Source organism: Bradyrhizobium sp. Kon58 (genome assembly GCF_055807455.1).
Genome location: NZ_JBVVOT010000034.1, coordinates 42,844 through 55,348, shown reverse-complemented (window position 1 = coordinate 55,348; position 12,505 = coordinate 42,844). Strand labels below are relative to the sequence as shown.

Genomic DNA, 12,505 nt, shown 5'->3' with positions numbered 1-12,505 from the left:
TTTCACTTCGCGGAATTAAAACCTAATTTGAATGGTTCTCGTCATCGCCGCCGAGCGATCGATCGAACATTCGGCAGCCCGAGGCTCATGGCTCAATCCGGATAATCGCCGTCATGTTCGGATGAAAACGGCAATAATAAGCGACCGGCCCGCTCTTCTTCAGAACCGTCGTAACCGTCGTCTTTGCCGGAATCGCCACGTCCCAGTCTCCGTTTTTGGCAGTGGCGGTGTGATCGAACACGTCCTTATTGATCCACTGAATTCTATCCCCGACTTTAGCCGAAACTTCCAGGGGCGAAATCGCCATATTATCCATCGTGACCACGATGACTTCCGCATTGGCAGATCCTGCACCAAGCAACAATGCGAGGTAGAGAACCGGCAAGACCGATTTCGAAGCCATGCGCCGTCCTATTTCAGGCTTGCCGCAAGATGCTCTGCATGCTGCGCGTGTCCTTGAAAGATCCTCAGACCGGTTTGGAGCAGGCTCTTCAGTTCAGGATTGGTCGCGCCCGGGATCAATGTCGATTCAAGAGCGTCATCAACCGCCTTGTGATAGGCAACCTCGTTCGACACGTAAGCCTTGTCAAATTCCGCACCCTTTAGCTTTCCGAGCTCAAGCAACTCGCCCGCAGCAGATTTAGAAAGGCTGCGGCTCCTGTCGTTATCTTCCGGCGTGACCTTGAGCTTCTGGAGCAGATCCAAAGCCAGGTTGTTCACGGTCTCATGGTCACGCAACATATTTTCAGCGAACGCTCTCACGTCCGTATTGGTCGACTGGCTCAAAGCCTGCCTTGCAGCCGCAACATCAATAACGCCTGCCGTATAAGCGATATGCGCAATCTGCGGATCATTCAGCTTCCCGCTTTGCGCGAAAGCGGCGCTAACCCATATGCTGAACGCTAATATCCCTGCGCTTCTGCGGGTAATCACGATGCGATACTCCTGTCCATTGGCTCTCTATTCCTTGAATATCAGCGACGCCAATGCGGGCATCTACCGCGCCTTCGGAAAGGCAGGTCATATCTAGGTATGATCGAGCGGAACGCGAACGCGTGCTTCAATTGATTCGTCACGCGCCCTCCAGTTTTCGCCCTGATGGCGGAGCCGATCAAGGAACGAACATGGGATCGATCGAGATCAAGAGAGTTTACGAACCTTGCTCTCGCGGCGACGGTGAAAGGATTCTGGTAGATCGATTATGGCCGCGCGGCCTGCGGAAGAGGGACGTCGCCATCGACCGCTGGGAAAAGGACATCGCACCGACACCGTTGCTGAGGACGTGGTTCGGTCATCGTGCGGACCGTTTCACCGAGTTCAAGCGGCGCTACCGAGAGGAGCTCAAGTTGAACCCTGCAGTAACGGAGATCCTTGAGGCAATTGGAGACCGCAAGGCGACGTTGCTGTATGCCGCCCGTGACACAGCCGTTAATCACGCGGTAGTTCTTGCGGAATTCCTGAAGAAGTCCGCGGCAAGAGGGCCACGGCGAAAGTGAAATGCGCCCGGCGCCGGCCGTGTGCCGTTCGAGGCAGGCGAGAATACCGGATGCTTGCGGAAGGAAGGGGCTTCCCCATAGCGCAAGCAACGAGCGACACGATTTTAGGATCGCGCCGTAACTTTTGCGCAGTCACTATTTTCTGAGCATAGGACACCACCCGAGTTGGGAGCCCTTGATGAACCAGGTACAGGTCGAGCAGAAGCGCTACAAAATGCCGCCAGATGAGGGTATCACAGTTGCGCACTTTCTTACCGTCACCAACATTGAACGATCCGCGCTATTCTACGAGAAGGTCTTTGGAGCTCGCATCTTGAGCAGAGGCGACAGCAACGGGGCGCCTGGATATATTCAGATTGCTAATACGTGGCTGATTGTCAACGTCGGGGGCGGCCCGACATCCGACAAACCACTTGTGACGCTCGACGTTCCAGCCGATCTCAATTCAGTCAGCAGCTTCTTGAACATTCGCGTCGCGGATATTCAAGCCTGCTACGAACAGTGGCGAAAGTGGAGCGCAATTTATCACTGAACCAAAAGGCAAGTATGATGAGACGCGCTGCTACATTCGAGATCCGGATGGCTACATCATAGAGGTCGGGCAAAGCGAGCCGGATTTCCCTTACGGCTAACGTACCCTGGGCGATAACGCCTGCAATCTGCCTTCGGATCGTCCGCCGCCTTCCGATCCGTTCGGCGAACCTGGGATGCGGCGCACCGACTGCTTGAACGCTTCATCGATACCGCCGAGACGGCGGCATGTGCTATCGCCTCGCCTCCGCCTCCGCCTCCGCCTCGACCTTGCAAACAAGGGCGTCCCGGTAAAGCCAGTGATCCGCAATCTCAACGGCGGCACCGACGACGTCGCAGTCTCGACGCCCGGTTCGAATTCCGGTCGCAAGAAAACGGACCTGACATTGGGGAAGACGGAGCGTCCGAAGCTGAACCTCAGGGGTGATGTTATGACTTTCCGATTTGCCGAGCCCACCGATAGACCTACGTCTGGAGCGTACACCGGAAACGATTGCGGTCGAACAACGTTGGCTGCGCGAGACTGACGCTGTCGGTCTGGTCCGCAAGAGCCACGGCGCGAGCGTCTACCCGAATTCGCTCTCACCAGTTTCAGCAAACGTCATTCGTTGAATGCCGGGATCTGCTTAAGCTGGTCGGTTTGCATTTTGTTATGATTGATGAACAGGGTCGCGTGGTATGTCGCGGTCGGTATCGAGAGACGGGACCACGTCGCTCTTGAAATACTCTTCCAAATGAATGACATCGACCGGTGGTGGGGCGTGTATCCGGACGTCGAAATCAAGGTGACGCTCCCGTCGCTGAACACATCGAAAGTGAAGCATGAGTACGCTTCCGTCAGATAGATGCAGGCGCTGTTGTCGTATTCGCGTGCAATATCATTTGAAACACGCCATCCCTGAGATGATCAGCAATGCACGAGCGAACTGTAGAGAATTTCGTGAATAGGAGCACTGCGGTGATCGAGTCGCTCACGAACATTCCCATGCCAGAAAGAGGCACCAAAGCGTCCACGGCCGCCAGTTTGACCTGCTGCTCTCCTGTCGCCGTTATGAGGAACGCCGCCCGCACTATCAGGAGCGCGACGCTGAGGGCGAGCTTCTGCTAGGTCCTGCTCGGCGGCAGATTCGAAAGAACCAGGTCTTGCGCGTGCGAAGGCATCAATATCCTCTCGGACCGCAACTCTGAACTTTTATAAACAATAGGGGCTTAACCGGCGTCGATCGACGCCATGAATCTCGTCCTAGACACTAGTGTGACATTCGTGGCGCGGGCAACGGCTCACGCGAAGCTTGCAGGCAGTTCAATGATGAGCCTGGCTCCGCCAAGGCTCGAGCTGTTGTCGGCTCGAATGGTCCCATTGTGTGCTTCGATGATCGACCGCGCGATCGGCAAGCCCAGCCCCATTCCCGTCGCCTTAGTCGTAAAAAAACTGTCGAATAGGCGCGGCAGATGCTCGGCGTCGATGCCAGGGCCGCTGTCTTCCACAATACAGCAGACCGTTTCGGAATCGATCTGCTGTGTACGAATGGCAATATCCCTGCGCGCCACTTCCGAGATCGTGATGGCTTGTACCGCATTGACGACAAGGTTCACGATAACCTGCTGCAACTGAGTACGGTCCACCATCACCTTCGGCAAGTCGGGCGCTAAATCGAGCGAATTCGACACATTCTTCGATTGGAATTCCTGATGCAATAAAGCCGTGCATTCCTTGATGATGTCAGCGAGCGCGGTCTCCGACCGCCTCGACGCCCCCTTGCTTGCCATCGTACGAACACGGTCGATGACGTCAGCTGCACGGCGCGCATCATTGACGACACGCTTCAGGACCTGCTGCACCTTCTCGAAATTGGGTTCCGGTTGGTTCAGCCAGCGTAGTGCAGTCTCACCGCTCGTCAGGATGGACGCCAGCGGCTGGTTTACCTCGTGCGCAATAGACGCCGTCAATGCTCCGAGGCTGACAACCCTGCTTACATGCGCCAGCTCCGATCGAACCTTGTCACGCGCATCTTCCGCAAGCCGGCGTCGTGTAATGTCCTGAGCAGCACCGAGACATTCCAGTCGCCCACCCTCGTGACTCATCGCGCGCGCGCTCACCCAGAGATACTTGATCCGACCATCCGGCATCCGCAGCCGCAATTCGTAGTCCGGATTGGTAAGTCCCGCACGCATCCGCTGCCTGTAGTGATACAGCCTTGCAAGGTCGTCCGGATGGGTGCGTTCACTAAGCATATCATAGGTGACCTCGGTAAATGGCTCGAACTCCCAGATGCGCTTGAGTTGGTCTGAAAATGAGATCTCATCAGTAGCCAGATCCCACGCGAAAGTACCGGTCAAGCTTACCCTCTGGCCTTCCGTGAGGTAGAATTCACTTCGCTTGAGCCCGGCCTCAGCCTGCGAACGCTCTATCGCGATGCTGGCGAGATGGGCGACGTGTGCGATGGTTTCCTGATGATGCGAGGACGGACTGCCGGGGTCTCGCTGGTAGACGCATACGGTGCCGATGACGGCTCCTTCCCGTGAGAAAATCGGCGTACTCCAAACCGCCCTCAAGTCGTGTTCCAGAACATGAGCCCGGCACGGGGCGTCCATCCAACGTGGGTCGGATCCAATATCTTCGGCGATCACTTGCGTTCTTTCGCTGATTGACCGGCCGCGTGGAGAATCATCGGAAGCAACCGACGCCCCTCGGATTGGATTGGTGTAGCTCGCGGCAAGAGAGGGCGCGACGCCGAATTCGAATATCTTGTTACGACCGTCGATCGGGTAAATGCCGCAATGGCATTCCGGCGCGGATTCTTCAAAAAACCTGCATATTGCGGCGAGCACTTCTCGAAGAGGCTGCCCCGAGGCGATCATCTCTAACACGTGCTTCTCGCCTGCGAGATAGATCTCCGACTGCTTCCGGTGCTCGGCGGCTTGCGCAAGATCGCCATAGAGACGGGTGTTTTCGAGCGAGATCGCTGCTTGTCCCGCCAGCGACTCCAGAACCGCGATGCGAGCCGGTGTGAACGCGTGTGAAATCAGCGCGTTTTCAAGGAGGAGAATCCCGATCAGTTCTCGCTGTTTCATCAAGGGAAGGCATAGAATGGACTTCGATTGCCGGTCTCGCAAGTAGTCGTCGCCGGAGAATAAATTTGGCTTGGAAGCATCATCGAGAATCACGCTTTCCAGCGTGCGGATGACGTAACGCACGAGGGACTCGGGGCAATTTATCCCGGTGATTGGCTCCTGGCGCATCGTGACTTCGATCTGATCACCTCTCGCTCGCGCCTCCGCTTGGATCCTATATTCATCCCCTGAGGGCAGTATCAGAACGCCGCGATCGGCGCCTGCGTTCTCGATTGCGATCTCCATCAACCGCTCGATCAACCTGGGCAACACGATCTCACTGGACAAGGCTTGCGACGCCTTGACGACGCTCGCGACGTCCAGATGCTGGATCGGGGAACCGAAAATCGCGACGGGATGTTGTGCCTCTGGACCAGCCAACTTCGGGTAAAGCTGATCGAGCTGCCGTACCTTGCCCTCGGCTCCCCATCGGAGATAACAATCCCTCGCCTTGCGCAGATGGGCGCCGGCGGATGTCTCGGAGCCGCCCGCATGGTAGAACCGGGCGGCCGCCTCATAGGCTACCGCTTCGTTGTGAACGAAACCGTGGTCGCCGGCCGAACGGATGGCCTGTTCGTAGAGGCGCATGGCGTCGAGTTCGCGCCCTTCGATCCGGGCTATTTCCGCACCTACCAGTGCGGCACGGTTTTCGAAATTCTCGGGACAGTTGTCAGCCCATATTGCAAGCTGTCGGTGGTGATCGGCCAGCGCCTTAAAGTGTTGCTGTCGCGAGCCCTCGCTTGCAGAATCAAAAGCCGCAGCGCGAGCGAGAGCGCCGTAAAAGTGATACTCCGCCACTTCAAAGAAGGAGTGCGATGTCCAGAGCAGCCGCTCAGCGTTCAACGATGCCTCGATTGCAGAGGAGCAATCTCCCGCAAGGAACCGCGCTTGTAACTTTCGGATCCAATACCGGCATTCCGCCAGCGCCCACATCGGATTACGCGATGATTGAAGCTCGAACTGAATCTCGTCAAAGTGACCATCACTCAACGAACCGAACTTTGTTGTCAGGCCTCGAAGTGTCCGAACGAACGCGAGCTGCGCAGTGAGGACATGTATGACGATACCGAACACGACTTTACTTGCGAACTCGAGGCCAGTCTCAGCTTCGCGCTGCACGTCGGCCAGGGGATCTCCGCTCGCAAGAAGATTTGTAAGCATGTAGTGGTAGCTATACGCAGCAAAGGTGAGGTCTCCTATCCCGCTCGCGGCGTCGAAAGCCCGTCGCAAAAGCTGGCGCCCTGTTTTGACGTGCTGCCTCCACGGCATGATACAATTCCCAAAACGCAAATAGACACGAGCTTGAGCGCGATGCAATCCGTGCTTTTCCACCAGATCGTAGCCCAGCTTGCCGAGCTGGAATCCGGCCTCATAGTCCCCGAAATGGGGCCCCGCGAGCATACTTAGCGATACATACGCGAAGCAGGATGCATCACTGTTGCCATGCTCAAGGCTGAGTCTGACCATCCGACAAACCACGAGAGCGTGAAGGTTCTCATCGGTGAACATCGCTGGCATCACAATCGCATTAAAAACATCTAGGACATCGAGCACATCCGGATTGGTGATCAAGGGTAGGTCAGCGAGTTGTTCGATTTTCCGGGTTCCCACCAAAGACCAGATTTGATCGTATTCCCGTGATACCTCCTCGTCGGTGGGATGTGGCGACCAGTGATTGCCGTGACCTCGCTCATACTCGATGAACACCTCTACGCCGCGATCGCTACGACCCAAAAAATCATACAGCGTTAGTCGCAAGCGCGTGACAAGAGCAATATCATGAGCGCTTTTCGCCCGTTCGACTAACACGGAGAGCCGACTTTCTGCGCTCGACATATCAGCCGTCAGCAATTCGCATTCTGCCAGCAGATACTCAATCGAGAAGACCAGGTCGTAGTTGCGATTCCAAGCATCGTCCATCAATAGTCCGCGACCGGCATGAAGATACCTAAGTGCCGACGCGTAAGCCGTTGAAATCTTTGCGCGCCTGCCCGCGATCAGATTCAATTCCACAATACGTTCGCGCTCCGCAATCGACGTGATCAGATGAGAGCCACGGTTGAGTTGATTCGCGATCTCGAAGATCTCTTCCTCAAGTTTGTCTGGAGGTGTGTGTGAGGCCATCTGCATGCCGATGCGCAAATGCGCCGCTGCTCGCAATTCTTGCGGGATCAAAGAGTACGCGGCTTCCTGCACACGATCGTGGAGAAACGTGTAAGAATCTTCTGTTCGGAAAATGAGGCCCGTTCGGACGGCTTCCCACAGCTGCCCATGCATCTCCTCGCTCGACTCCTGGTAAACCATGCGTAGCATCGCAAAATCGGCGCTGTTGCCGAGGCACGCGAGCTGCTGTAGCGCCTTCTGGGTCTCGGTGGGCAGCCGATTCAACTTCCCCACCATAAGGTCCACGACGTTATCGGTATAACCCTTGGCGTGAATGCGATTTAGATCCCAATGCCACTGTCCTTCGATTTGATCGAAGATGAGCAATCCCTCTTCGAAGAGCGCAGATAGAAATTGAATGGCGAAAAACGGATTGCCGGTCGTCTTTTCCTTGACGAGTCCCGCCAACGGGCAAGCATGTCCTGGTTCACAGCGAAGCGAATCCGCGATCAACTGCTCCAGGTTCTCACGCGTCAGAGGCGCGAGTACGATGCTCTGTAGCGTCGCTCCGGCCTGATGCATCGCGTCGAGCCTGCGCATCAGCGGATGCGCGGCAGCCACTTCGTTGTCACGATAGGCCCCGATTAACAGCAAATTATTGACGTCCGGGTGCGTCAATAAATCTGCCACTAGATCGAGCGTCGCCGCGTCAAGCCATTGCAGATCGTCGAGGAACAGGGCGAGCGGATGCTCCCGCGTGAATGCGCCGATGAACCGACGGAAGACAAGTTGGAAGCGGCTCTGCGCATCTTTCGGCGGAAGTTCCGGAACGGGCAGTTGGTCCCCGATGATGAGCTTTAACTCCGGGACGAGATCCACCATAAGCTGGCCATTCGGACCCAGTGCCTCGCGGATGCCATCGCGCCAACGGCCCAGCTCTTCTTCTTTCGTCGCGAGAATTGGACGGATCAGGCTCTGGAAGGCTTGTGCGAGAGTCGCATAGGGGATGTCTCGCTTGTACTGGTCGAACTTGCCTGATGCAAAACGGCCTCGGGGCGGGACGAGCGGTTTATGGAGTTCATTGACAACGGAGGATTTGCCAACACCCGAGTAGCCGGAAACAAGAACGAGTTCCGGCCTGCCTCCCGCCACCACACGCTCGAAGGATGCCAGCAGAGACGCGATCTCGAACTCCCGACCATAGAGATGCTCCGGGATCAGCAATTGGTTCGATGTATCGTGCGCAGCCAGCGGGAATGGTTCGATGAGACCATGGCGCTGCCATTCCATCAGACAGCGACGCAGGTCCGCCTCCACACCCCCCGCCGTCTGATAGCGTCCCTCTGCAGTCTTAGCGAGGAGCTTCATCACGATTGACGAAAGCACATCGGGAATTCCGCTCGTCCTTTCATTAGGCGCACGCGCCTGCCTTGCGATATGGCAATGAACCCATTCCATTGCATCGATGGCGTCGAACGGCAGACTTCCCGTCAACATTTGATAGAAGGTGACGCCCAGCGCGTAGAGATCGCTGCGCGAGTCGACCGAACGATTCATCCTCCCGGTTTGCTCCGGGGCCATATAGGCAAGGGTCCCGGCGATGAACTCCGGGGGTCCGGGGGCCTGCCGTTCGCGTGGGATGCGCGAAGCTATTCCAAAGCCCTTGAGCCGGGTCGCTCCATCACGGTTGTTCACTAGAAAATTGGAAGGCTTTATGTCTTTGTGGACCAGACCTCGCTGGTGCATCTTGCCAACGGCTGCAGTGATATCGATGGCAAGCCGCAGGAACGTCTCAATTCCCAGAGGCGCATCCAACAGCCCGCTAAGCAGCTCGCCTCCGGGGTCTTCGAACACCAGAATAGTTTGGCCGTGTTCCTGAACGAACTCCAGCGGGCGAAGGGCCCAATTGGGGTCGAGGCATTCCGTGAGTTCGAATTCGTGGAAAAGCCTGCTCAGCTTGTCGTGGGCTGCCCGATCGCGGGCAACCAACATTGCGGTTGACGAATTGGAATCACCATCGGCGTCCCGACGCTGGATTCTGCGCAGAAGAATGCCGCCTTCGTGCGACAATATCTGCGCTGCGCTGCCATCTTCGGCCTCATTCAACCACACCGTTTCGCCCGCTTGTTCTGCTCATTGGACCGTGCTTGCAGCGAAACGCAAATGCCCCGAACCACGATTTTCACGACAAAATCGCTGCCGGTGAAAGGTATCATACGGCAGCTGCCCCAGAATTCGCAAAGCGCGAACCGGTGCGCGTATGGTCACAATTGCGCTTCAGTCCTTCACGGCTCCTTCAATGCACGTGGTCAGCTCGTCTATTTCAAAAGGCTTTCTGAGCAGGCACACGGCACCCGCAACGGAGGCCTTGGCCTGCAGGTTTGCGTCTGAACGTGCCGTGATCAAAATGACAGGCGTCCTTGATCCCCGAGCGGCGAGGTGTTTCATCAGATCCAGCCCGCTCATGCCGGGCATGTGAATGTCCGAAACGACGCAATCGAAAGAATCGCCCCCAATCACACGAATATAGTCCTCGGCGGAGGCGTACCCGCTGGACCGATACCCGAGCGAGGACAGCGATTCCACGAGCGCTACTCGGAATGACTCGTCATCGTCGATGACCGCGATTTCGAGATGTCTTGCCACACAGCACCCATGCCCCCAATTGACTGAAAAAGCGGGGGAAATGAAACTTTGCACGGGCCCCGGATGCCCAGAAATTATACAAGAGTGTTATAGCCTGCGACGTGGTGATGCAGGCACGGTCGACAGGTCAGATATTGGCCACCGTTTGCACGCCGAATACGACGACATGCCTGTTCTGGCTCGCCCCGCCCGGATCGACGAACTACTGAACGTTCGGAGAAACCTCCAATCCGCCGAGCGGGCGGTATGTGTCTGTGGTACGCCTCCACGACATACTCGCTGTTCCGGACCGGCACCGGGCCTCCAGCCAACTTCTGCAGCGTTTCGGACCAGGCCGCCCTTCTGTTCACGTGCGTCATCCCGGCGGCAAACCCGAATCGTCGTCCGGCCGCGACCGAGACAGCCCGGTATAAACCGGCGCGATGACCGGGAATGTACGTTCGTCGCACCGAAAAATCTTCGCGACGGGCTCCGGTAGGCATTTTCCCTGGCCTGGCACGCACGTCCACCCCAACTGGCGTCGCGCCGCGATGACCAACCATCCCGGCTCCGTTACCCAAGCGACCATCTTCGGAAACCGCGGATCGAGAGAATCAGACTGAGGCGTTGACTGGGTCATACCGAAGGGTCATGCGACGGCACCATCCCTGCCTGTCGTGCCCCGTTGCATGCCAGCGAACCTCACCCACCATCATCATACGATAAGCTGATCCGCGACACCGAAACGTAGGATGGCAAAGATCCTGTTGACCGGCTTTTGATGGGCTCGTGGCATGCAGAGCCAAATGGGGGAAAAAGATGAGAACGATCGAAAGCTTCGCGCCGAACATGCAGGATCAGAAGCCTAAAAGCGTGGTCGCGCAGGAGTTTCAGACGACGATTGTCGGCATGATGGGACATGACCTTCGGCAATCCTTGCAGGTAATAGAGAGCACGTATTCCCTGCTGCGCTCGCGCTTGGAGCAAGTGCCGCAGCAAGCGTGGCTGGACCGGGGGGAACGGGCTGTTAAAAAGCTGACCGAACAGCTCAATTGTCTGGTCGATGCCTTTTATCTCGCCGAGCGCACGAACGCCCTGGCGGTCTCCTCTGTCGGACTTGGGCCCCTGTTCTGGCGGCTCCGGCACGAAAACGAAGATGCCGCAATTCAAGCAGGCATCGATCTTCGGGCAGTCGCAACGAATGCCCATGTAATGAGCAATCCGGTGCTGCTCGATTGCATCCTCCAAAATCTGCTGACTAACGCAACAAGATACACCGAACCTGGAGGACGCATTTTGATCGGCTGCCGCCGCAAAGGGTCCGAAATTAGGATCGACGTATACGACACAGGTATCGGGATTCCGGACGAGCAACTGCCCCGAATCTTCGAATCCTTCACGCGTCTTGCGCCCGAACGTAGCAACGGGTTGGGCATAGGGCTCTCTATCGTCCGCCGTGCGATCGAGGTGCTTGGCCACCGAATCGAAGTCCGATCGATGGTGGGGGAAGGGTCGTTATTCTCAATCTACGCGCCCGCTGCAGCGATGGCCGCAAGCTAAAGGCCCGCCGCAATTAAGCTTTTGAGAGCAGCAGAGGAGGACGCTCCGCGACCTATACATAGGTGTGATCCCCTGTCCGTTACCGTTTGTGCTAACAACCCGTGCAAATACGGTGCAAAACAAACGGTATGCGGACCGCCATCAACGAGAAGCCCCTTGTACACGTCGTCGATGACGATGCTTCCATGCGCGGCGCGCTTGAGGGTCTCTTTGACTCGGTCGGACTTCAGACCCAAACCTACGCCACAGCGAAGGATTTCCTTGCGGCAAACCTCTCGGACAGGCCTGGCTGCATTGTGCTAGATGTCAGGCTGCCAGACATGAACGGGCTTGAGTTTCAAACCCGGCTGGTCCAGATCGGCGTAGGAATTCCGGTCGTGATGATGACCGGATACGGGGACATTCCGATGTCTGTCCACGCCATGAAGCATGGCGCTGTAGATTTCCTTCCCAAGCCGTTTCGCGATCAGGACATGCTCGATGCCGTCCTGGCCGCCATCGAGCGCGATCGAGAGCGACGCGTCGTCGAGAACGATGGTTCGCAACTGAAAGAGCGCTTCGAAACGCTATCCCCGCGGGAACAGGAAGTGATGCTGCTTGTTACGACCGGCAAGATGAACAAGCAGGTAGCCGGCGACCTCGGGATCAGCGAAATTACGGTCAAAATTCATCGAGGTGCCGCCATGCATAAAATGCGCGCACGAACTTATGCCGAGCTGGTTCGGATGGCCGATGCTCTTAAACCAATCCTCCGGAAACGCGGCCGATAGCCGTATCCCAGTCAGTCCACTTCTCCGAGAATACGAGCGTTTCGTTCGCACGTATTGTAGATCGGCTTCGGTGCATCTCCGCAGGCCGAATTGGTGGTGAGCAGGCGGTGGAAAATGATCACGACGACGTCCGCCCTTTCGCGGATCCTGAAGTGGCCAATGATCGTAAAATACGCGATTGCGATTGGCTCGGCGGCAATATCAGCCGTGGTAGCTCTTACGGTATTGCCCTCGTCGAGCTGCGATCTTGCGCTCTTGTTGTTTCTCTGCACGGTCACGTTTGTGGCCCTGGCAGCAGGCCCAGGT

At 56.8% G+C, this 12,505-nt stretch carries 9 protein-coding genes; 4 read left to right on the top strand and 5 right to left on the bottom strand.

Annotated elements, in window-relative coordinates; translation table 11 throughout:
- Positions 1 to 85: 85 nt before the first annotated feature.
- Both AC0L20_RS34185 and AC0L20_RS34180 read right to left on the bottom strand, forming a co-directional pair.
- On the bottom strand, positions 86 to 403 hold the full coding sequence (locus AC0L20_RS34185) for a cupredoxin domain-containing protein (RefSeq protein WP_473294869.1): 318 nt from the start codon (positions 401 to 403) through the stop codon (positions 86 to 88).
- 8 nt (positions 404 to 411) lie between these two features.
- A complete protein-coding gene (locus AC0L20_RS34180) occupies positions 412 to 933 on the bottom strand; it encodes a DUF4142 domain-containing protein (RefSeq protein ID WP_473294868.1) in 522 nt (173 codons plus the stop codon).
- A 191-nt stretch (positions 934 to 1,124) separates the two neighbouring features.
- Here AC0L20_RS34180 and AC0L20_RS34175 point away from each other — a divergent pair, with 191 nt between their 5' ends.
- A complete protein-coding gene (locus AC0L20_RS34175) occupies positions 1,125 to 1,496 on the top strand; it encodes a DUF488 domain-containing protein (RefSeq protein ID WP_473294867.1) in 372 nt (123 codons plus the stop codon).
- Between the two features lie 178 nt (positions 1,497 to 1,674).
- Entirely contained in the window at positions 1,675 to 2,028 is a 354-nt protein-coding gene (locus tag AC0L20_RS34170) for a VOC family protein (protein WP_473294866.1), read from the top strand.
- 1,280 nt (positions 2,029 to 3,308) lie between these two features.
- On the opposite strand, the gene AC0L20_RS34165 is transcribed toward AC0L20_RS34170, so the two are convergent.
- Both AC0L20_RS34165 and AC0L20_RS34160 read right to left on the bottom strand, forming a co-directional pair.
- On the bottom strand, positions 3,309 to 9,350 hold the full coding sequence (locus AC0L20_RS34165) for an AAA family ATPase (protein WP_473294865.1): 6,042 nt from the start codon (positions 9,348 to 9,350) through the stop codon (positions 3,309 to 3,311).
- 171 nt (positions 9,351 to 9,521) lie between these two features.
- Entirely contained in the window at positions 9,522 to 9,890 is a 369-nt protein-coding gene (locus AC0L20_RS34160) for a response regulator transcription factor (RefSeq protein WP_473294864.1), read from the bottom strand.
- Positions 9,891 to 10,688: 798 nt separating this feature from the next.
- On the opposite strand from AC0L20_RS34160, the gene AC0L20_RS34155 reads away from it, so the two are divergent.
- Both AC0L20_RS34155 and AC0L20_RS34150 read left to right on the top strand, forming a co-directional pair.
- A complete protein-coding gene (locus tag AC0L20_RS34155; RefSeq protein WP_085394893.1) occupies positions 10,689 to 11,429 on the top strand; it encodes a sensor histidine kinase in 741 nt (246 codons plus the stop codon).
- A gap of 128 nt (positions 11,430 to 11,557) precedes the next feature.
- Complete coding sequence (locus AC0L20_RS34150; RefSeq protein ID WP_085394894.1) at positions 11,558 to 12,199, top strand: response regulator transcription factor; 642 nt, start codon at positions 11,558 to 11,560, stop codon at positions 12,197 to 12,199.
- A gap of 11 nt (positions 12,200 to 12,210) precedes the next feature.
- On the opposite strand, the gene AC0L20_RS34145 is transcribed toward AC0L20_RS34150, so the two are convergent.
- Positions 12,211 to 12,477: a hypothetical protein gene (locus tag AC0L20_RS34145; RefSeq protein ID WP_143275390.1), complete on the bottom strand. Its 267-nt coding sequence runs from the start codon at positions 12,475 to 12,477 to the stop codon at positions 12,211 to 12,213.
- Positions 12,478 to 12,505: the final 28 nt, after the last annotated feature.

Excerpts from the sequence above, each read along its gene's own strand:
- AC0L20_RS34150 (WP_085394894.1), top strand. The coding sequence starts at position 11,558 with ATGCGGACCGCCATCAACGAGAAGCCCCTTGTACACGTCGTCGATGAC.
- AC0L20_RS34155 (WP_085394893.1), top strand. The coding sequence starts at position 10,689 with ATGAGAACGATCGAAAGCTTCGCGCCGAACATGCAGGATCAGAAGCCT.
- AC0L20_RS34175 (WP_473294867.1), top strand. The coding sequence starts at position 1,125 with ATGGGATCGATCGAGATCAAGAGAGTTTACGAACCTTGCTCTCGCGGC.
- AC0L20_RS34170 (WP_473294866.1), top strand. The coding sequence starts at position 1,675 with ATGAACCAGGTACAGGTCGAGCAGAAGCGCTACAAAATGCCGCCAGAT.
- AC0L20_RS34185 (WP_473294869.1), bottom strand. The coding sequence starts at position 403 with ATGGCTTCGAAATCGGTCTTGCCGGTTCTCTACCTCGCATTGTTGCTT.